At 68.2% G+C, this 20393-nt stretch carries 17 protein-coding genes; 10 read left to right on the top strand and 7 right to left on the bottom strand.

The genetic code is table 11. The features are described from left to right. Nucleotides 1–36: 36 nt before the first annotated feature. From OCU_RS29680 to OCU_RS29715, 8 genes are all read left to right on the top strand, one after another. Nucleotides 37–933 (top strand): DUF5336 domain-containing protein, encoded by an 897-nt coding sequence (locus OCU_RS29680; RefSeq protein WP_008254020.1) that lies wholly within the window; start codon nucleotides 37–39, stop codon nucleotides 931–933. 38 nt (nucleotides 934–971) lie between these two features. Further along, nucleotides 972–2465 (top strand): cell division protein PerM, encoded by a 1494-nt coding sequence (locus tag OCU_RS29685; protein WP_162130884.1) that lies wholly within the window; start codon nucleotides 972–974, stop codon nucleotides 2463–2465. Between the two features lie 178 nt (nucleotides 2466–2643). Further along, nucleotides 2644–3273 carry a phosphoribosylglycinamide formyltransferase gene (gene purN / locus OCU_RS29690; protein ID WP_008254024.1) on the top strand — a complete coding sequence of 210 codons (630 nt, stop codon included), beginning with the start codon at nucleotides 2644–2646 and terminating at the stop codon, nucleotides 3271–3273. 13 nt (nucleotides 3274–3286) lie between these two features. Further along, entirely contained in the window at nucleotides 3287–4870 is a 1584-nt protein-coding gene (purH, locus tag OCU_RS29695) for a bifunctional phosphoribosylaminoimidazolecarboxamide formyltransferase/IMP cyclohydrolase (protein ID WP_008254027.1), read from the top strand. A gap of 105 nt (nucleotides 4871–4975) precedes the next feature. Next, complete coding sequence (locus tag OCU_RS51485; RefSeq protein ID WP_026071410.1) at nucleotides 4976–5539, top strand: LGFP repeat-containing protein; 564 nt, start codon at nucleotides 4976–4978, stop codon at nucleotides 5537–5539. 132 nt (nucleotides 5540–5671) lie between these two features. After that, entirely contained in the window at nucleotides 5672–7066 is a 1395-nt protein-coding gene (locus tag OCU_RS29705) for an ATP-binding protein (RefSeq protein ID WP_008254031.1), read from the top strand. Further along, nucleotides 7059–9044, top strand: coding sequence for a vWA domain-containing protein (locus tag OCU_RS29710; RefSeq protein ID WP_026071411.1), 1986 nt, complete (start codon nucleotides 7059–7061; stop codon nucleotides 9042–9044). The genes OCU_RS29705 and OCU_RS29710 overlap by 8 nt, the downstream gene beginning before the upstream one ends. A 20-nt stretch (nucleotides 9045–9064) precedes the next feature. Beyond that, complete coding sequence (locus tag OCU_RS29715; protein WP_014379282.1) at nucleotides 9065–9913, top strand: aldo/keto reductase; 849 nt, start codon at nucleotides 9065–9067, stop codon at nucleotides 9911–9913. A gap of 21 nt (nucleotides 9914–9934) precedes the next feature. On the opposite strand, the gene OCU_RS29720 is transcribed toward OCU_RS29715, so the two are convergent. The 7 genes from OCU_RS29720 to OCU_RS29750 all read right to left on the bottom strand — a co-directional run bounded on the left by OCU_RS29720 (nucleotide 9935) and on the right by OCU_RS29750 (nucleotide 19109). Next, nucleotides 9935–10540 (bottom strand): DUF1707 SHOCT-like domain-containing protein, encoded by a 606-nt coding sequence (locus OCU_RS29720; RefSeq protein ID WP_036390314.1) that lies wholly within the window; start codon nucleotides 10538–10540, stop codon nucleotides 9935–9937. Nucleotides 10541–10672: 132 nt separating this feature from the next. Continuing rightward, complete coding sequence (locus tag OCU_RS29725) at nucleotides 10673–11476, bottom strand: enoyl-CoA hydratase family protein (protein WP_014379284.1); 804 nt, start codon at nucleotides 11474–11476, stop codon at nucleotides 10673–10675. Next, entirely contained in the window at nucleotides 11477–12643 is a 1167-nt protein-coding gene (locus tag OCU_RS29730) for an acyl-CoA dehydrogenase family protein (RefSeq protein ID WP_008254047.1), read from the bottom strand. It abuts the gene before it with no gap. Further along, nucleotides 12640–14628: an acetyl/propionyl/methylcrotonyl-CoA carboxylase subunit alpha gene (locus tag OCU_RS29735; protein ID WP_014379285.1), complete on the bottom strand. Its 1989-nt coding sequence runs from the start codon at nucleotides 14626–14628 to the stop codon at nucleotides 12640–12642. Before OCU_RS29735 ends, OCU_RS29730 begins: the two co-directional genes overlap by 4 nt. A gap of 5 nt (nucleotides 14629–14633) precedes the next feature. After that, entirely contained in the window at nucleotides 14634–16229 is a 1596-nt protein-coding gene (locus tag OCU_RS29740; RefSeq protein ID WP_014379286.1) for an acyl-CoA carboxylase subunit beta, read from the bottom strand. A gap of 25 nt (nucleotides 16230–16254) precedes the next feature. Continuing rightward, complete coding sequence (locus OCU_RS29745; protein WP_009957815.1) at nucleotides 16255–17403, bottom strand: acyl-CoA dehydrogenase family protein; 1149 nt, start codon at nucleotides 17401–17403, stop codon at nucleotides 16255–16257. Next, nucleotides 17400–19109 carry an acyclic terpene utilization AtuA family protein gene (locus tag OCU_RS29750; RefSeq protein WP_014379287.1) on the bottom strand — a complete coding sequence of 570 codons (1710 nt, stop codon included), beginning with the start codon at nucleotides 19107–19109 and terminating at the stop codon, nucleotides 17400–17402. Before OCU_RS29750 ends, OCU_RS29745 begins: the two co-directional genes overlap by 4 nt. Before the next feature lie 271 nt (nucleotides 19110–19380). Between OCU_RS29750 and rpmF the strand changes: the two genes are divergently transcribed. Both rpmF and mprA read left to right on the top strand, forming a co-directional pair. Beyond that, nucleotides 19381–19554, top strand: a complete 174-nt coding sequence (rpmF, locus tag OCU_RS29755) for a 50S ribosomal protein L32 (protein WP_003872812.1) — start codon at nucleotides 19381–19383, stop codon at nucleotides 19552–19554. A 137-nt stretch (nucleotides 19555–19691) separates the two neighbouring features. Beyond that, nucleotides 19692–20378, top strand: a complete 687-nt coding sequence (gene mprA / locus OCU_RS29760; RefSeq protein WP_008254065.1) for a two-component system response regulator MprA — start codon at nucleotides 19692–19694, stop codon at nucleotides 20376–20378. Nucleotides 20379–20393 lie beyond the last annotated feature (15 nt).

Consider the following 20393-nt stretch of genomic DNA (forward strand, 5'->3'; position numbering starts at 1 on the left):
CGGCACTTAAAGGCACTGGTAGCAACAGGAGGAGCAATGACCTACTCTCCCGGTAGCCCCGGATACCCACCGCCGCAGTCCGGCGGCACGTATGCAGGCGCCACACCCTCGTTCGCCAAAGAAGACGACGGCAAGAGCAAGCTGCCGCTGTATCTGAACATTGCGGTGGTGGTGCTCGGCTTGGTGGCTTACCTCCTGAACTTCGGGCCCACGTTCACCATCAGCGCCGACCTCGGGCCGGGCATCGGTGGCCGCGCCGGCGATGCCGGTACCGCGGTCGTGGTTGCCCTGCTGGCCGCGCTGCTCGCCGGCCTGAGCCTGCTCCCGAAAGCCAAGAGCTACGTGGGCGTTGTCGCGGTCATCGCGGTGCTGGGAGCGCTGCTGGCTATCACCGAGACGATCAACCTGCCCGCCGGTTTCGCCATCGGCTGGGCGATGTGGCCCCTGGTGGCGGCCATCGTGCTGCAGGCGATCGCCGCGGTCGTCGTCGTGTTGCTGGACTCCGGCGTGATCACGGCGCCGACGCCGCGCCCCAAGTACGACCCCTACTCGCAGTACGGCCAGTACGGGCAATACGGGCAGTACGGCCAGCAGCCCTACTACGGTCAGCCGGGCGGCCAGCAGCACGGCGGCCAGCAGGGATACGGATCGCAATACGGCGGTTATGGCGCCAGCGGTGCGCCGACCCAGGGCGGCGCACCGACCGGCGGTTTCGGCGCCCAGCCTTCGCCGCAGTCGGGCTCGCAGCCGTCCGCGCAGCACCAGGGCTCGTCGACGCCCCCCACCGGCTTCCCCAGCTTCAGCCCGCCGCCGAACGTCGGCGGCGGATCGGACGCCGGTTCACCCACCAACTACTCCGAGCAATCCGGCGGTCAATCCTTCGGCCAGGAGCAGCAGTCGCCGTCCTCACCGTCTGGCCCAGCGCCCGCTTAACCGTGCGCTGTCGCGCCTAGTCGGGGACGTGCCCAAGAGTGACACGGCTAGAGGACAACCGGGCAGCGGGCGCTCGCCAGGCGCGTGACCTCGTCAGGGTCGCGTTCGCCCCGGCCGTGGTGGCGTTGGTCATCATCGCCGCGGTCACGCTCATCCAACTGCTGATCGCCAACAGCGACATGACCGGCGCCCTGGGTGCCATCGCCAGCATGTGGCTCGGCGTGCACCAGGTGCCGATCTCCATCGGTGGCCGCGAACTCGGTGTGATGCCGCTGCTGCCGGTGCTGCTCATGGTCTGGGCCACCGCGCGCAGCACGGCGCGGGCCACCTCGCCGCACTCGTCGTGGCTGGTCGTTCGCTGGGTGGTGGCGTCGGCGCTGGGCGGACCCTTGCTGATGACGGCCATCGCCCTCGCCGTCATCCACGACGCGTCGTCGGTGATCACCGAGCTGCAAACCCCGAGCGCGCTGCGGGCGTTCCTCAGCGTGCTCGTGGTCCACGCAGCCGGCGCGGGAATCGGGGTGTGGTCCCGGGTCGGGCCACGCGTGCTGGCGGTGTCGTCGTTGCCCTATTGGCTGGGCGATTCGCTGCGCGCCGCGTCCGCCGGCCTGCTGGCGTTGCTCGGGCTCTCCGGGTTCGTGACGGCCGGGTCGCTCGTCGTGCACTGGGCGACCATGCAGGAGCTCTACGGCATCACCGATTCGATCTTCGGCGAGTTCAGCCTCACCCTGCTGTCAATGCTGTACGCGCCCAACGTGATTGTGGGCACCGCGGCGGTCGCCGTCGGCTCCAGCGCCCACATCGGTTTCGCGACGTTCAGCTCGTTCACCGTGTTCGGTGGCGATATTCCGGCCTTGCCGGTGTTGGCGGCGGTGCCCAGGCCGCCGCTGGGGCCGGTATGGGTTGCGCTGCTCATCATCGGTGCGTCGTCGGGCGTGGCGGTGGGACAGCAGTGCGCCCGGCGTGCGCTGCCGCCGGCCGCGGCGATGGTCAAGCTGTTGGTCGCCTCGGCCGCCGGGGCTTTGGTGATGTCGCTGCTCGCGTACGCCGGGAGCGGCCAGCTGGGTAACTTCGGCCATGTCGGCGTCGACCAGGGCGCGTTGCTGCTCGGTGTCTTCTTCTGGTTCACGGTGATCGGCGGGATCACCGTGGTGCTGAGTGGGGGGATCAGGCCCCGACCCAGGCGGTTGCGGGCCAAACCCGCGTCCGCCGCACCGGCCGAAGAGCCGGCCGATTTCACCGATGTTTTCGACGATCGGGTGGCGGAGGAGGACGTCTTCGAGGGTCCCGCGGATGAGCCGGGGGAGGGTGAGCCGGGGACTCCGGCGGTGGAGGGCGATGCCGGGGAAGGCGAGCCGGGGTCTCGTGTGGCGCAGGGCGATGCCGCGGAGCGCGAGCCGGGGTCTCGTGTGGCGCAGGGCGATGCCGCGGAGGGCGAGCCGGTGTCTCCCGCCGCGGAGGGCGAGGCGGGGTCTCCCGCAGCGGAGGGCGAGCCGGGACCTACCGCTGCCGAACGCGATCCGGAGCAATAGGTAAATTGCCCACCTCCGAGCGACAAGCCCGGTGGGAAATCGCGGGCGTCGGGCGGTTGTCGCTCGGAGGTGGGCAATTGCCCTATTGGCCAGCTTGATCGTCAAACGCATGCCGCCGCCGTCTGCTCCTCAGCGCGCCCGTAAGGGCGCGCATCGTCGCCCGACTAGGCTCGCCGATGTGGTCGAAGCCCTCCATGTGCCCCCCAACGCGTCGGCGCGGGTAGTGGTACTGGCCTCGGGCACCGGATCGCTGCTGAACTCCCTGATCGCCGCCGCCGTCGCGGACTATCCTGCCCGGATCGTCGCCGTCGGCGCCGACCGCGACTGCCTGGCCACCGAGATCGCCGCGGCCGCGTCCCTGCCCACCTTCACCGTCCGGCTCGGCGACCACCCCGACCGCGACGCCTGGGACACCGCTATCACCGAGGCCACCGCCGCTCACTCGCCCGACCTAGTGGTGTCCGCGGGATTCATGAAAATCCTTGGACCACAATTCCTTTCACGGTTCTACGGACGCGTCATCAACACGCATCCGGCGCTGCTGCCGGCGTTCCCGGGCGCGCATGGGGTGGCCGACGCGTTGGCCTACGGCGTGAAAATCACAGGCTGTACGGTGCACCTGGTGGACGCCGGGACGGACACCGGGCCGATCCTGGCGCAGCAATCCGTTCCCGTGCTCGACGGCGACAACGAAGAGACTTTGCATGAACGCATCAAGGTCACCGAACGCAAGCTGCTCGCGGACGTGGTGGCCGCGATCGCAACCGGCGGGCTGACCCTGGTCGGGAGAAAAGCGACGATCGGATGAAAGGCGACAACGGATGAGCACCGACGACTGGCGGGAGAACGCCAAAAGGCCGATCCGCCGCGCCTTGATCAGCGTGTACGACAAGACCGGGCTCATCGACCTGGCCCGGGGGCTGGCCGCGGCGGGCGTCGAGATCGTCTCCACGGGATCCACCGCGAAGAACATTGCCGAAAAAGGCATTCCGGTGACCCGGGTCGAGGAACTGACCGGGTTCCCCGAAGTGCTCGACGGCCGCGTCAAGACCCTGCACCCGCGCGTGCACGCGGGCCTGCTGGCGGATCTGCGCAAACCCGAGCACGCCGAGGCGCTCGAACAGCTCGGCATCGCGGCCTTCGAACTCGTCGTCGTCAACCTGTACCCGTTCAGCGAGACGGTGGACTCCGGCGCGAGCATCGACGATTGCGTCGAACAGATCGACATCGGGGGACCGTCGATGGTGCGGGCCGCCGCGAAGAACCATCCCAGCGTGGCGGTGATCACCGACCCGCAGGGCTATGACGGCGTGCTGGCCGCGGTCCGGCAGGGCGGGTTTACGCTCGCCGAGCGCAAAAGACTGGCGGCGCTGGCGTTTCAGCACACCGCCGAATACGACATCGCGGTGGCGAGTTGGATGGAGTCGACGCTGGCCCCCGAACATCCAGCGACCGCCTTCCCGAAGTGGCTGGGCCGCAGCTGGCGCCGCTCGGCGATGCTGCGCTACGGCGAGAACCCGCACCAGCAGGCCGCGCTCTACAACGACCCGAGCGCGTGGCCCGGGCTGGCCCAGGCCGAGCAGCTGCACGGAAAAGAGATGTCCTACAACAACTTCACCGACGCGGACGCGGCATGGCGGGCCGCCTTCGACCACGAAGAGACATGCGTGGCAATCATCAAGCACGCCAACCCATGTGGAATCGCGATTTCGTCGGCCTCGGTGGCGGACGCCCATCGCAAGGCCCACGAATGCGATCCGCTGAGCGCATTCGGCGGGGTCATCGCGGCCAACACCGAAGTCAGCGTCGAGATGGCCGAATACGTCAGCACGATTTTCACCGAAGTCATCATCGCGCCCGCCTACGATCCGGCCGCCCTGGACATCCTGACCCGCAAGAAGAACATCCGGGTGCTGGTCGCCTCCGAGCCGCTCACCGGCGGCACCGAACTGCGGCCCGTCAGTGGCGGGCTGTTGGTGCAGCAGCGCGACGAACTCGACGCCCACGGGGACAACCCGGCGAATTGGACCCTTGCGACGGGGGACCCCGCCGACCCGGAAACGCTGGCGGACCTGGCTTTTGCCTGGCGGGTATGCCGCGCCGTCAAATCGAATGCGATCGTGATCGCCGCCGGTGGCGCCACCATCGGCGTCGGCATGGGTCAGGTGAACCGCGTCGACGCCGCGCGGCTGGCCGTCGAACGCGGCGGGGATCGGGTGCGCGGCGCGGTCGCGGCCTCGGACGCGTTCTTCCCCTTCCCCGACGGACTCGAGACGCTGACCGCTGCCGGGGTGAAGGCCATCGTGCATCCGGGCGGATCGGTGCGCGACGACGAGGTGACCGCGGCCGCGGCCAACGCCGGCATCACGCTGTATCTCACTGGGGCGCGCCACTTCGCCCACTGAAGATCGGCAATTGTCGATCCCAGTCCTTGCTCTATGGTCGCGAATGGAAATAGCATCACTTTGGGTCGGCAATAGCGGGGCGAACACAATTCGAGAGGAATTGATATGCGCGCGAACGCAATACGAACGGCCACAATTTCCGTCGCGATTGCGAGTGTCGCACTCGTCGGCGCAGGATGCTCGGCAAATAAATCGGGTGAAGCCGGCAGTTCAACAACTACACCCGCTTCGTCGGCCGCAACCTCGAGCTCAGCCGCCGCGGGAACATCAGCAGCAACGACTCCGAGTGCGCCAGGCAGCACGACGCAGATTCCGGGCGCAAACGGCACGCCGTACACCGTTCAGGGACCAATTTTGGCGAAGTACCAGTCCCTCGACGACAAGGCGCGCAAGGACTTAGGGGCCCCGAAGGATAATCAGCAAACGAATCCCGACGGTGGCACCTACCAGCAATTCGATGGCGGCGTCATCGTCAACAAGACGCAGGCCTACGTGGTGTGGGGCTTGATCCGCGACAAGTGGAATGAGCTCGGCGGTTCGCAGGGCAAGCTCGGGTATCCGACCAGTGACGAGGTCGACACCCCCGATGGCATGAAGAAGTCGACTTTCGAGCACGGCACGATCACGTGGAAGCCGGGTGACGCGCAGGCCGTCGTCAGCTACAGCTGAGCGGTGTTCGGGTGCAGCATCGCGCTGCGCTCGGGATCTCCGACCGGGTGCCGGGCAGTCGATCAGCCTGCCCGGCACCGCGTACTTGGGGGAGGGCATAGTGTCCCATCGGCGGCATCGTCGTAGCGTGGAGTGGTGACGTCACCGAGCAACCTGCCCCGCACCGTCGGCGAACTGCGCGCCGCCGGTCACCGTGAACGGGGAGTCAAGCAGGAAATCCGCGAAAATCTGCTGACCGCACTGGCCGACGGGCCGGACAGCGCAGCCATCTGGCCTGGCATTCTGGGATTCGACGACACCGTCTTGCCCCAGCTCGAGCGGGCTTTGATCGCGGGTCACGACTTCGTGCTGCTCGGCGAGCGCGGCCAGGGCAAAACCCGGCTGCTGCGTGCGCTGGTCGGGTTGCTCGATGAGTGGACGCCGGTGATCGCCGGGGCCGAACTGGGGGAGCATCCGTTCTCGCCGATCACGCCGGAGTCGATCCGCAAGGCCGCCACCCTGGGCGACGACCTGCCGGTGGAGTGGAAGCACCGCAGCGAGCGCTACACCGAAAAGCTCGCCACGCCCGACACCAGCGTCGCCGACCTGGTTGGCGACATCGACCCGATCAAGGTCGCCGAGGGCCGCAGCCTGGGGGACCCCGAGACCATCGCCTACGGGCTGATTCCGCGCGCGCACCGCGGCATCGTCGCGGTCAACGAACTTCCCGACCTCGCCGAGCGCATCCAGGTGTCGATGCTCAACGTGATGGAGGAGCGCGACATCCAGGTCCGCGGCTACACGCTGCGCCTGCCGCTGGACGTGTTGGTGGTCGCCAGCGCCAACCCCGAGGACTACACCAACCGCGGGCGCATCATCACCCCGCTCAAGGACCGCTTCGGCGCGGAGATCCGGACCCACTATCCGCTCGAGCTCGACGCGGAAGTCGGGGTGATCGCGCAGGAGGCGCACCTGTCGGCGCAGGTGCCCGACTACCTCATGCAGATCATCGCCCGGTTCGCCCGCTACCTGCGGGAGTCGAATTCCGTCGACCAACGCTCGGGGGTGTCGGCGCGGTTCGCCATCGCCGCCGCCGAGACCGTCGCGGCCGCCGCCCGCCATCGCGGCGCGATCCTGGGGGAGACGGACCCGGTGGCACGGGTGGTCGATCTGGGCACCGTGATCGACGTCCTGCGCGGCAAGCTGGAATTCGAGTCCGGCGAGGAAGGCCGCGAGCAGGCGGTGCTCGAACACCTGCTGCGCCGCGCGACCGCGGACACCGCGTCGCGGGTGCTGGGCGGCATCGACGTCGGATCGCTGGTGTCGGCGGTCGAGGGCGGGTCCGCGGTGACGACGGGCGAGCGGGTGTCGGCAAAGGACGTGCTGGCCGCCGTCCCGCGCCTGCCGGTGGTGGACAAGATCGCGGACAAGCTGGGCGCGCGGTCGGAGGGCGAACGCGCCGCCGCGCTCGAGCTGGCGCTCGAGGCTTTGTATCTGGCCAAGCGCATCGACAAGGTGTCCGAGGAGGGGCAAACCGTCTATGGCTAATAGAGGGCACTCATCGCGGTACTCGGCGTACACCGGCGGGCCCGACCCGCTGGCTCCGCCGGTGGATCTGCGCGAGGCGCTCGAACAGATCGGCCAGGACGTCATGGCCGGTACCTCGCCGCGACGCGCGCTCTCCGAGCTGCTGCGCCGCGGCACCAAGAACATGCCGGGCGCGGACCGGCTGGCGGCCGAGGCCAACCGACGGCGACGGGAGTTGTTGCGGCGCAACAACTTGGACGGCACGCTGCAGGAGATCAAGAAACTGCTGGACGAGGCGGTGCTGGCCGAACGCAAGGAGCTGGCCCGCGCGCTCGACGACGACGCCCGCTTCGGCGAACTCCAACTGGACGCGCTACCGGCGTCGCCGGCCAAGGCCGTCCAGGAGCTTTCCGAGTACAACTGGCGCAGCGGCGAGGCGCGCGAAAAGTACGACCAGATCAAGGATCTGCTCGGCCGCGAGATGCTCGACCAGCGCTTCGCGGGCATGAAGCAGGCGCTTCAGGGGGCCACCGACGAGGACCGCCAGCGCGTCAACGACATGCTGAACGACCTCAACGACCTGCTGGACAAGCACGCGCGCGGCGAGGACACCCAGGAAGACTTCGAAAACTTCATGGACTCGCACGGCGAGTTCTTCCCGGAGAACCCGCGCAACGTCGACGAGCTGCTGGACTCGCTGGCCAAGCGGGCCGCCGCCGCGCAGCGCTTCCGCAACAGCCTCAGCGCCGAGCAGCGCGCGGAGCTGGATGCCTTGGCGCAGCAGGCATTCGGCTCACCGGCCCTGATGGAGTCGCTGAGTCGGCTCGATGCGCACCTGCAGGCGGCGCGGCCCGGGGAGGACTGGACCGGATCCGAACAGTTCTCCGGTGACAACCCGTTCGGGATGGGTGAGGGCACCCAGGCGCTGTCCGACATCGCCGAGCTCGAGCAACTGGCCGAGCAGCTCTCGCAAAGCTATCCCGGCGCCACCATGGATGACGTCGACCTCGACGCGCTGGCACGCCAGCTCGGCGACGAGGCGGCCGTCGATGCCCGCACGCTCGCCGAATTGGAACGTGCGCTGGTGAATCAGGGCTTCCTGGACCGCGGTTCCGACGGCCAGTGGCGGCTGTCGCCGAAGGCGATGCGCAGGCTCGGCGAGACGGCGCTACGCGATGTGGCGCAACAACTTTCCGGGCGGCGCGGTGAGCGTGATCATCGGCGGGCGGGTGCGGCCGGCGAGCTCACGGGCGCCACCCGGCCCTGGCAGTTCGGTGACACCGAACCGTGGAACATTTCGCGCACGCTGACCAATGCCGTGCTGCGGCAGGCGGGAACGGCCACCCTCGATGGGCCGGACGCGCGGTTGAAGATCTCCGTCGACGACGTCGAGGTCTCCGAGACCGAGACCCGCACGCAGGCCGCGGTCGCGCTGCTGGTCGACACGTCGTTTTCCATGGTGATGGAGAACCGCTGGCTGCCGATGAAGCAGACAGCGCTGGCGCTCAACCACTTGGTGTGCACGCGTTTTCGCTCGGATGCCTTGCAGATCATCGCCTTTGGCCGCTACGCCCGGACGGTGACCGCCGCCGAGCTCACCGGCCTGGAAGGCGTCTACGAGCAGGGCACCAACCTGCATCACGCGCTGGCGCTGGCGGGGCGTCATCTGCGCCGCCACCCCAACGCCCAGCCCGTCGTGCTGGTGGTGACCGACGGCGAGCCGACCGCCCACCTGGAGGACTTCGACGGTGATGGCACGACGGTCTTCTTCGACTACCCGCCGCACCCGCGGACCATCGCCCACACCGTGCGCGGCTTCGACGAAATGGCGCGCCTCGGTGCGCAAATCACGATCTTCCGGCTGGGCAGCGATCCCGGCCTGGCGCGCTTCATCGACCAGGTCGCCCGGCGCGTCGAGGGACGCGTCGTGGTGCCCGATCTCGACGGGTTGGGAGCGGCGGTCGTCGGCGACTACCTACGATCCCGCCGCCGTCGATAGACGATAAAAGGAGAAAGCCCGTGAGCAAGGTTCCCACGATCGAACTCAACGACGGTGTCGAGATCCCGCAGCTCGGTTTCGGGGTGTTCCAGATCAAGCCCGACGAGACGGCCTCGGCGGTCAAGACGGCGCTCGACATCGGATACCGGCACATCGACACCGCCGAAATGTACGGGAACGAAAAGGAAGTCCGCCAAGGCATCCGCGACGCCGGCCTTGAGCGCGGCGAGGTCTTCATCACCAGCAAGCTCAACAACGGCTTTCACAAGCCCGATGACGCGCGCCGCGCCTTCGACCAAACGCTGAAGGCGCTCGATTCGGATTACGTCGACCTGTTTCTCATCCACTGGCCGCTGCCCACGCTCTACGACGGCGACTTCGTCTCGACGTGGAAGGTCTTCGAAGAGTTCGCGCGGGACGGACGCGCGCGCAGCATCGGCGTGTCGAATTTCCAAGTCGCACATTTGAATCGGCTCGCCGACGAAACCGACACCGTGCCGTCGGTCAACCAGATCGAGGTCCATCCATACTTCGGCAACGACGAGGTGAGGGCGTACGGACGCGAGCACGGCATCGCCACGGAGGCGTGGGCACCCATCGCCCAGGGCAAGGTGCTCGACGATCCGGTGATCAACCGCATCGCCGGGTCCCGCGACAAAACGCCCGCACAGGTGGTGTTGCGCTGGCACATTCAGCGCGGCGACATCGTCTTCCCCAAATCGGTGACACCGGCACGGGTCAAATCCAACTTCGAGCTGTTCGACTTCGAACTGGACGATTCCGACATGGACGCGATCTCAGCGCTGAGCAAGGGTGAGTCGGGACGCAACGGACCCAACCCCGACACCTTCGACTACGTGCCCCGCTGAGGCTCCGTCGCTGGGAAGCGGCTACCCGCCGCGGGGCCTGCGGGCCTTACGCGCGATCCCGACGGCTCCCCACAGCGAGAAGCCGCGAATGTGGACCGTCGGTGCCCCGGGAGTGCCCTCGCCGTGGACGCCGCGGTCGAAGTTTCCCATCACCCCGCGGCCGTGCACCTCCACGTTGACCTCGGGCGGCAGCAAAATGTTCTGCACGCCCATAATCGACATCGCGTGGATGTCAACCTCGGTCGAGGTGAAGTCGGCGTAGCGCAGATCGACCACCCCGCTGCCCCACAGGGTGAAGGTGGTCAGCTTCTTCGGCACGTTCCATCGGCCGCGCCGCTCGAAGCCACTCATCAACGCCAGCAGTAGCGTCGACGGCGCCGGATTGGGTTTGCCGCCGCGGCGCGGGCTGATCGGGGCGCCGGGCAGATCGGCCCTCAACCGGTCCAGTTCCTCATACGTCGTCGCGGCATAGGCCCTGGTCAAACGGTCTTCGTAGTCGTTGAGCTGCAGGCGGCCCTGCTCGGCCGCGTACGCCAGCAACTGCGCAGTCTGTATGCGATCGGTATCGGCCGCGCGCGACGGCTGGTCGCGCGTGTCCTCCGCATCCCGTTGCGTTGAGTTGCTCATCACCCACGAGCCTACGACGTCCAGGTTTTGCTGCAAGAGGATTGGCTAAACTGCAACCTTGCATCGGCTCGGGCCGGACCGCCGGCCGATTTGGCCGGACCACTCTTAGACATCTGGCTAACTTGTCGTTGGCTAACTCGTCCAGCGGGGTGGCCGCTTCTCCAGGAACGCCAACATGCCTTCGCGGGCCTCGTCGGACACGAAGAGCCGCGCCGATTCCTCGGCGAGCCGTTCGGCGTCACGGTCGAACCCTTCCAGCACCGCGGCCGTCGTCAGCGCCTTGGAAGCCGCGAGCCCCTGCGGTGACCCACGGCCCACATCGGCGACAAGTTTCTCGGCCGCGGCGTCGACGTCCTCGGCGGCCATGGTGATCAGCCCGATTTCCGCCGCCGCGTCGGCGTCGAATGTTTCGCCGGTCAGGTAGTAGCGCGCCGCGGCGCGCGGCGACAATTTCGGCAGCAGAGTCAACGAGATGATCGCCGGGGCGACGCCGATGCGGGCCTCGGTCAGCGCGAACGTGCTGCGCGGCCCGGCGACCGCGATATCGCAGGCACCCACGAGGCCGAAGCCGCCGGCCCGGACATGGCCGTTGATGGCGGCGATCACCGGCAGTGGCGAGGCGACGATGGCCCGCATCAAAGCGGTCATCTCCCGGGCCCGGGCGACGGCCATGTCATAGGCAGAGGGTGGCGACCCGCTTCGCCCGGCTGCGCCGCCGCCCTCGCTCAGGTCCGCGCCGGCGCAGAAGGTGCCCCCGGCGTGGCCCAGCACCACCGCGCGCACGGCCGGATCCGACGAGGCGTCGCGCAGCCCCTGGTGCAACTGGGCGACCAGCGTGGTCGACAGCGCGTTGCGGTTGTGCGGTGAGTTCAGCGTCAGCCGCGCGTACGGCCCGCCCGTGTCGGCGGGTCCGGCGTATTCGACGAGGGTGTCCATTTAGTAGCTTCGCGGCAGGCCCAGTGACGTCTGCGCGACGAAGTTCAGCACCATCTCGCGGCTGACCGGGGCGATGCGGCCCAGCCGGGCCGAAGTCAGCATGGCGCCCACACCGTATTCCTTGGTGAGCCCGTTGCCGCCCATCGACTGCACGGCCTGGTCCACCGACCGGGTGGCCGCTTCGGCCGCAGCGTATTTGGCCATGTTCGCGGCCTCGGCCGCAGCCATGTCGTTGCCGGAGTCATACAGGGTCGCGGCCTTCTGCATCATCAGCTTGGCGAGTTCGACCTCGATGTGGCACTGCGCCAACGGATGTGACAGCCCTTGGTGCGAGCCGATCGGGGTTCCCCACACCTGGCGGGTCTTGACGTACTCGGCGGCCCGGTCCAGCGCGAACCGCCCCATCCCGACCGAGCTGGCCGCGCCCATGATGCGTTCGGGGTTCAGGCCGGCGAAAAGCTGTGCGATGGCGGCATCTTCGGCGCCGACGAGTGCGTCGCTGGGCAACCGGACGTCGTCGAGGAAGACCTGGAATTGGCGTTCGGGGCTGATCAATTCCATTTCGATGGGCGTGTAGGTGAAGCCGGGCGCATCGGTGGGCACCACGAACAGCGCGGGGCGCAGCTTGCCCGTTTTGGCCTCCTCGGTGCGGGCCACCACGAGCACGGCCTGCGCCTGGTCGATGCCGGAGATGAACACCTTCTGGCCCTTGAGGACCCAGTCGCTGCCGTCGCGGCGGGCCGTGGTGGTGATCTTGTGCGAGTTGGATCCGGCGTCGGGCTCGGTGATGGCGAACGCCATGGTCAGTGTCCCGTCGGCGATACCGGGGAGCCAGCGCTTCTTCTGCTCCTCGGTGCCGAACTTGCTGATGATGGTGCCGTTGATGGCGGGCGAGACCACCATGAGCAGCAACGCGCTACCGGCGGCGGCCATCTCCTCCATCACCAGCGACAGCTCGTACATTCCGGCGCCGCCACCGCCGTACTCCTCTGGCAGATTCACGCCCAGGAAGCCGAGTTTTCCTGCCTCCGACCACAATTCGTCGGTGTGCTCGTGGGCGCGCGCCTTTTTCAGGTAGTACTCGCTGCCGTAGTTGGACGCCCATTCGGCCACCGCCTTGCGCAGGGCCTGACGCTCCTCGTTCTCGATGAAGCTGCTGTCGGTCACTGGGGATCTCCTTCTGATTGCGGCGCTTCGACTCTTGCCAGTACGGCGCCCACTTCGACTTGCTGACCGGTCTTGACGTCGAGTTCGGCGAGAACGCCGTCGACCGGTGCTGTGATGGTGTGTTCCATCTTCATGGCTTCCAACCAGATCAGTGGTTGACCGGCGGTGACGGTGTCGCCGATCGCGGCGCCGAGTCGGATGACGTTGCCGGGCATGGGGGCGACCAGCGATCCCTTTTCGACGGTCGAACCGGGCTCGGGGAAGCGCGGCAGCGCGATCAGGTGCACCGGTCCGCGCGCGGAGTCGACGTAGACGTCGGAATCGCTGGTGTCGTAGCGCCGCACCGAGAAGTGGTGGTCGACGCCGTCCGTCCTCAATACCACTGCTTTCGCCGTGGCCGACACCAATTGCACCGAAGGATCGTCGGGCAGGACCAACCGGGTTCTGTCGAACCGGTATTGGATGCGGTGTTCGTTGCCGTCATCGTCACCGTAGGTCTTGACCTGATAACCCGACCGCAGGTTTCGCCAGCCGCTGGGGATGGCACCCAACACCGGGGCGAGCGCTCGGTTGCGCGCGGCGTCGGCGAGGGCGGCGGCGATCGCCGACAGACGAACCGCTGCGGCGTCACCCAGCGGCGCCGATAGTTCGGCCAGGCCGTGCGTGTCGAAAAACGCTGTGTCGGTGGCGCCGTCGAGGAACGCTGGATGCCGTAACACATTCACCAGCAGGTCGCGGTTGGTGCGCAGCCCGTGCACCCGGGCTCGGGTCAGCGCGTCGGCGAGAACCAGCGCCGCCTGGCGGCGTGTCGGGGCGTAGGAGATGACCTTGGCCAGCATCGGGTCGTAGTGGATCGACACCGTGAATCCGTCGGCGATCCCCGAATCCAGCCGGATGCCGGTCCGTTGTCCCAGCGAGCCGAACTCGGCTCGCACGGAGGGCACCTCGAACGCGCGCATAACACCGGCCTGGGGCTGCCACTCGCGTGCGGGATCCTCCGCGTAGAGCCTGGCCTCGATCGAATGACCCTGGGCGGCAGGAGATTCGGCGTCGAGGCGGGCGCCGTCGGCCACCGCGAGCTGCAGTTCCACCAGGTCGAGCCCGGTCGTCTCTTCGGTGACCGGGTGCTCGACCTGTAGCCGCGTGTTCATCTCCAGGAAGTAGAACTCGCCATCGTCGTCGGCCAGGAACTCCACCGTCCCGGCGCCGGTGTAGCCGATCGCGCCGGCGGCCAGTCGCGCCGCGTCGAACAGCTTGGCGCGCATGCCCGGGGTGCGCTCCACCAGCGGGGAGGGGGCCTCCTCGATGATCTTCTGGTGGCGGCGCTGAATCGAGCACTCGCGTTCCCCGACGGCCCACACCGTGCCGTGGGTGTCGGCCATGACCTGAACCTCGATGTGGTGGCCGGTGGGCAGGTAGCGCTCGCAGAACACCGTCGGATCGCCGAACGCGGACTGCGCTTCGCGGCGCGCTGCCTCGACTTCTGCTGGCAGGGCGGACAATTCGCGCACCACCCGCATGCCCCGCCCGCCCCCGCCCGCGGAGGCCTTGACCAGCACCGGCAGCTGCGCCTGGGTGACCGTGTCGGGATCGAGCTCGTCGAGAACGGGCACGCCGGCGGAGGCCATCAGCTTCTTGGCCTCGATCTTGGAGCCCATCGCCCGCACCGCGTCCACCGGCGGGCCGATCCAGGTCAGTCCGGCGTGCTGGACGGCGGCCGCGAAATCGGCGTTCTCCGAGAGGAACCCGTAGCCGGGGTGGATCGCGTCGGCACCGGCGGCGCGGGCCGCGGCGATGATGGCCTCGGCGTTGAGATAGTCGTTGGTCTTGGGCAGCCGCACCCGGGCGTCGGCCTCGGCGACGTGCGGCGCGCCGGCGTCCGGGTCGGTGTAGACGGCGACGGTGCCCAGGCCCAGCCGGCGGCACGTGGCGAACACCCGGCGCGCGATCTCGCCACGGTTGGCAACCAGAACTCGAGTAATCATGGGGCTCACATCCGGAAGACGCCGAAGTTCGACGTCCCCTTGATCGGGCCATTGGCGATGGCGGACAAACAGATTCCCAGCACGGTCCGGGTGTCCCGTGGGTCGATCACCCCGTCGTCGTAGAGCATCCCGGACAACACCAGCGGCAGCGACTCCGCCTCGATCTGGCCCTCGACCGCGGCCCGCATCGCCGCGTCGGCCTCCTCGTCGACCTGCTGGCCGCGGGCTTCCGCGGCCGCGCGGGCCACGATCGACAGCACCCCCGAGAGCTGGGCGCCACCCATCACCGCGGACTTCGACGTCGGCCAGGCGAACAGGAACCGCGGATCGTAGGCACGGCCGCACATGCCGTAGTGGCCCGCGCCGTAGGAGGCGCCGATCAGCAGCGAGATGTGGGGGACGGTCGAATTGGACACGGCATTGATCATCATCGAGCCGTGCTTGATCATCCCGCCCTCCTCGTAGTCCTTGCCCACCATGTAGCCGGTGGTGTTGTGCAGGAACAGCAGTGGCGTGTTGGAGCGGTTGGCCAGCTGGATGAACTGCGTGGCCTTTTGCGACTCCTCGCTGAACAGCACGCCGCGCGCGTTGGCCAGGATCCCGATCGGGTAGCCGTGCAACTGGGCCCAGCCCGTCACCAGTGAGGAGCCGTACAGCGGCTTGAATTCGTCGAATTCGGATCCGTCGACAATCCGGGCGATCACTTCGCGGGGATCGAATGGGATGCGCAGATCCGCGGGGACGATGCCGATGAGCTCCTCGGTGTCGAATAACGGCTCGGTGATCGGCTTGGGTTTCGGGCCTTGCTTGGTCCAATTCAGCCGGGCGACGATGCGGCGGCCGATGCGGATGGCGTCGAGTTCGTCGACCGCGAAGTAGTCGGCCAAACCCGAGATCCGGGCGTGCATCTCGGCGCCGCCCAGCGATTCGTCGTCGGACTCCTCGCCGGTGGCCATCTTCACCAATGGGGGACCGGCGAGGAACACCTTGGAGCGTTCCTTGATCATCACCACGTGATCGGACATCCCCGGGACGTAGGCGCCGCCCGCGGTGGAGTTACCGAACACCAAAGCGATGGTGGGGATCCCGGCCGCCGAAAGCCTGGTCAGGTCGCGGAACATCCGCCCGCCGGGGATGAAGATCTCCTTCTGGGTGGGCAGGTCGGCGCCGCCGGATTCCACCAGCGAAATCACCGGAAGCCGGTTCTCGAAGGCGATCTGGTTGGCCCGCAGGATCTTCTTCAGGGTCCATGGGTTGCTGGTGCCGCCTTTGACCGTCGGGTCGTTGGCGACGATCATGCATTCGACGCCCTCGACCACGCCGATGCCGGTGACGGTGCTGGCGCCGACCTTGAAGGCGCTGCCCCAGGCGGCCAGCGGGCTGAGCTCCAGGAACGGCGAGTCCGCGTCGACGAGCAACTCGATGCGCTCACGCGCGGTCAGTTTGCCGCGGTCGTGGTGACGCTCAACGTATTTGGGTCCGCCGCCCGCCAGCGCATTGGCCAGCTCGGCGTCGATCTCGTCGAGTTTCGCGATCGCCGCCGACGCGGCCTCGGTGAACTCGGCGTCGTCGTGGTTCAGCGTGGATTGCAGGGTGGTCATTTGGCGCCACTCCTCATCGCTGCGATCATGACTGGAACCCCAGGAGTTTGGCGGACAGGGCGGTCAGGATTTCGGTGGTGCCGCCGCCGATGCCCAGGATCCTCATGTCCCGGTATTGGCGCTCGACCTCGGATTCGGTCATATAGCCCATCCCGCCGAACAGCTGGACGGCCTGGTTTGCCACCCATTCGCCGGCCTCGACGGCGGTGTTTTTGGCGAAACACACCTGCGGGATCAGATTCGTCTCCCCGGCGAGCTGGCGTTCCACCACGTGGCGCGAGTAGACGCGGGCCACGTCGATGCGGCGGGCCATCTCGGCCAGCGTGTTCTGCACCGACTGCCGCGAGATCAGCGGGCGGCCGAACGTCTCGCGGTCGCGGCACCATTGCACGGTCAGGTCCAGGCACCGCTGGGCGCTCGAATACGCTTGTGCGGCAAGGCCGATTCGCTCGGCGACGAAGGCCTGCGCGATCTGGGCGAACCCGCTGTTCTCGGCGCCGACCAGGTTGGCCGCCGGCACCCGGACGTCGGTGTAGGACAACTCGGCGGTGTCCGAGGATCGCCAGCCCATCTTGTCCAACTTGCGCGTCACCTCGAAGCCGGGAGTGCCCTTTTCGACCACCAGCAACGAAACCCCCGCCGCGCCAGGGCCTCCGGTGCGCACCGCGGTGACGACGTAGTCGGCGCGCACGCCGGAGGTGATGTAGGTCTTGGCGCCGTTGACGATGTAGTGATCACCGTCGCGCTCGGCGGAGGTCCGCAGGTGGCCGACGTCGGAACCGCCGCCCGGTTCGGTGATGGCCAGCGAACCGATCTTCTCGCCCGCCAGCGTCGGCCGGACGAACTCCTCGATGAGCCGCTCGTCGCCGGAGGCGATCATGTGCGGCACCGCGATGCCACAGGTGAACAGCGACGCGAAGACGCCCCCTGGGGCTCCGGCCTGATGCATCTCTTCGCAGATGATCACCGCGTCGGCGCCGTCGCCACCCCCGCCGCCGACCGATTCGGGGAAGCCCGCGCCCAGCAGCCCGGCGGCCCCGGCGCTGCGGTGCAATTCGCGCGGCAGCTCGCCGCTGCGTTCCCACTCGTCGACGTGGGGCAGGATCTCGCGTTCTGCGAAGGAGCGCACCGTCTTTCGCAGCTGCTCACGCTCGGGTGTGGTCCAAAGATTCATGACAACAGACTCTCCGGGATGTCGAGGTGGCGGCCGCGCAGCCATTCGCCCAACCCCTTGGCTTGAGGATCGAATCGGGCTTGGTAGGCGACGCCCTGGCCGAGGATGCCGTCGATGACGAAGTTGACCGCCCGCAGATTCGGCAACACGTGGCGGGTGACATCGAAGTCCGCCGCCTCGGGCAGCAGCTCCTTGAGCCGTTCGACGGTCAACGTGTGGGCCAGCCACCGCCATTGCTCGTCGGTGCGGACCCACACCCCGACGTTGGCGGAGCCGCCCTTGTCGCCGCTGCGGGCGCCGGCGATGCGGCCGAGTGGCGCCCTGCGCAGCGGGCCATCCGGAAGCGGCTCGGGTAGCGGCGGGGGTTCGGCCGGAGCCAACACCAAAGTATCGGTGGCGCAGGGGATGTCGATGCGCGTCCCGTCGGCGTGCACCGCGACGTGCGGCACCTGGTCGGCGTCGACGTAGCCGGGGGTGAACACGCCGTAGACCTGGCCGTCGCCCGGCGGTGCGGTCACGTGGAAGCCGGGATAGCTGGCCAGCGCCAACTCGACTGCGGCCGAGGAGAATTGGCGTCCGACATTAGCGGGATCGGGGTCGCGCACGACGCAGTGCAGCAGCGCGCTGGCGGCCTCCTCGGTGTCGGCGTCGGCGTGGTCGGTGCGGGCCAGGGTCCACTGCAGTTCGGCGGGCTTGACGGTGAGCGCGGCGTCGAGCTGCCGGCGCACCAGCTCCGCCTTGGCCTCGATGTCCAGGCCGGTGAGCACGAAGGTCATCGAGTTGCGAAACCCGCCGATGCTGTTCAGCGACACCTTGTAGGTGGGCGGCGGGGCTTCGCCGCGCACGCCGCTGATGCGCACCCGGTCCGGACCGTCGGGCGCGAGCTCAACGGTGTCCATCCGGGCGGTGACGTCGGGGTTGGCGTAGCGCGCCCCGGTGATCTCGTACAGCAGCTGGGCGGTGACGGTGTCGACGCTGACCAAACCGCCGCTGCCGGGGTGCTTGGTGATCACCGAGGATCCGTCGGCATAGACCTCGGCCAGGGGAAAACCGGCGTGGGTGAGGTCGGCGATTTCGGTGAAGAACGCGTAGTTGCCGCCGGTGGCCTGGACCCCGCATTCGATGACGTGGCCGGCGACCACGGCGCCGGCGAGCTGGTCGTAGTCGGTGCGATGCCAGCCGAAATGCGCGGCGGCCGCCCCGACGATCACCGACGCGTCGGTGACCCGGCCGGTGACGACGACGTCGGCGCCGCCGGCCAGGCAGTCGACGATGCCCCAGGCGCCCAGGTAGGCGTTCGCGGTCAGCGGGCTGCCCAGGCCCAGTTCGGCGGCGCGGGGCAACAGGTCGTCGCCTTCCACGTGCGCGATCCGGGCGTCGATACCCAGGCGCTCGGCCAGCGCGCGGATCGCGTCGGCAAGCCCGGCCGGGTTGAGGCCGCCGGCGTTGGCCACGATGCGGACCCCGCGGTCGCGGGCCTCGCCCAGGCAGTCCTCGAGTTGCGTCAGGAAGGTCTTGGCGTAGCCGCGCTCGGGGTGCTTCATCCGGTCCCGGCCCAGGATGAGCATGGTGAGTTCGGCCAGGTAGTCGCCGGTGAGGTAGTCGACCTCGCCACCGGTGAGCATTTCGCGCATGGCCGACAGCCGGTCGCCGTAGAACCCGGAGCAGTTCGCGATCCGGACGCAAGCGCCCGAAGCAGAGGCCATGCCCGTCCTCCATTCAGGGATTCACCGGTGAGACCCAACCAACCAACCGGTAGGTTATCGGGTACCGCGGGTGTCACGTCAAGGATCCCACTTCGGGGCGGGTGCGCCAGGGCCGTGCTAGCGCAGGGTGCGATCCGGGGCGGCGGGCGTCGGTTTTGGCGACGAGCGGACCAGCGACTATCCTGATACCCGATCGTCGCCCGTTCGGCCTCCCGGCCCACGCCGCGCGACATGCCGAACCGCAAGCCACATTGAGGAGTCAGGCCCGACCATGGCCGTACCCAAGCGCAGAATGTCGCGCGCGAACACCCGTAGCCGGCGCGCGCAGTGGAAGGCCGAGAAGACCGAACTCGTCGGTGTCACGGTCGCAGGTCAGCGGCACAAAGTGCCGCGCAGGCTGCTCAAGGCCGCCCGCCTCGGCCTGATCGACCTCGACCGCCGCTGACCTGAAGCCGGCGGCCCGCCGCTGACCTGATGGCGGCGGCCCGCTGCGCCCGGCTTCGCCGCACTTGCGACCGCCGCTAGCCCCTCACCGGCGCGCCTCTCAGGTCAGTCTCAGGCGGTGGGACGAAACTAGGGGCCGTGCGAATACTGGTCGTCGACGACGATCGCGCCGTGCGCGAGTCGCTGCGTAGGTCGTTGTCCTTCAACGGCTACTCGGTCGAGTTGGCCCATGACGGGGTCGAAGCTCTCGAACTGATCGCCAGCGATCGGCCCGATGCGCTCGTCCTGGATGTGATGATGCCGAGGCTGGATGGCCTCGAGGTGTGCCGACAGCTCCGCAGCACCGGGGATGACCTGCCGATCCTGGTGCTCACGGCGCGCGATTCGGTCTCCGAGCGGGTCGCCGGCCTGGACGCCGGCGCCGACGACTACCTGCCCAAGCCGTTCGCCCTGGAAGAACTGTTGGCCCGGATGCGTGCGCTGCTGCGCCGGACCAAGCCGGAGGACGAGGCCGAATCGGTGGCGATGAAGTTCTCTGATCTCACCCTGGACCCGGTGACCCGCGAGGTCACCCGCGGGGAGCGCCGGATCAGCCTGACGCGCACCGAATTCGCGTTGCTCGAAATGCTGATCGCCAATCCGCGCCGCGTGCTCACCCGCAGCCGCATCCTCGAGGAGGTATGGGGGTTCGACTTCCCCACCTCGGGCAATGCGCTGGAGGTCTACGTGGGTTACCTGCGCCGCAAAACCGAAGCCGACGGTGAGTCCCGGCTGATCCACACCGTGCGCGGGGTGGGTTACGTCCTGCGGGAGACACCGCCGTGACGATGCAATCCCCAC

Source organism: Mycobacterium intracellulare ATCC 13950 (genome assembly GCF_000277125.1).
In the GTDB taxonomy this organism is placed as follows: Bacteria; Actinomycetota; Actinomycetes; order Mycobacteriales; family Mycobacteriaceae; genus Mycobacterium; species Mycobacterium intracellulare.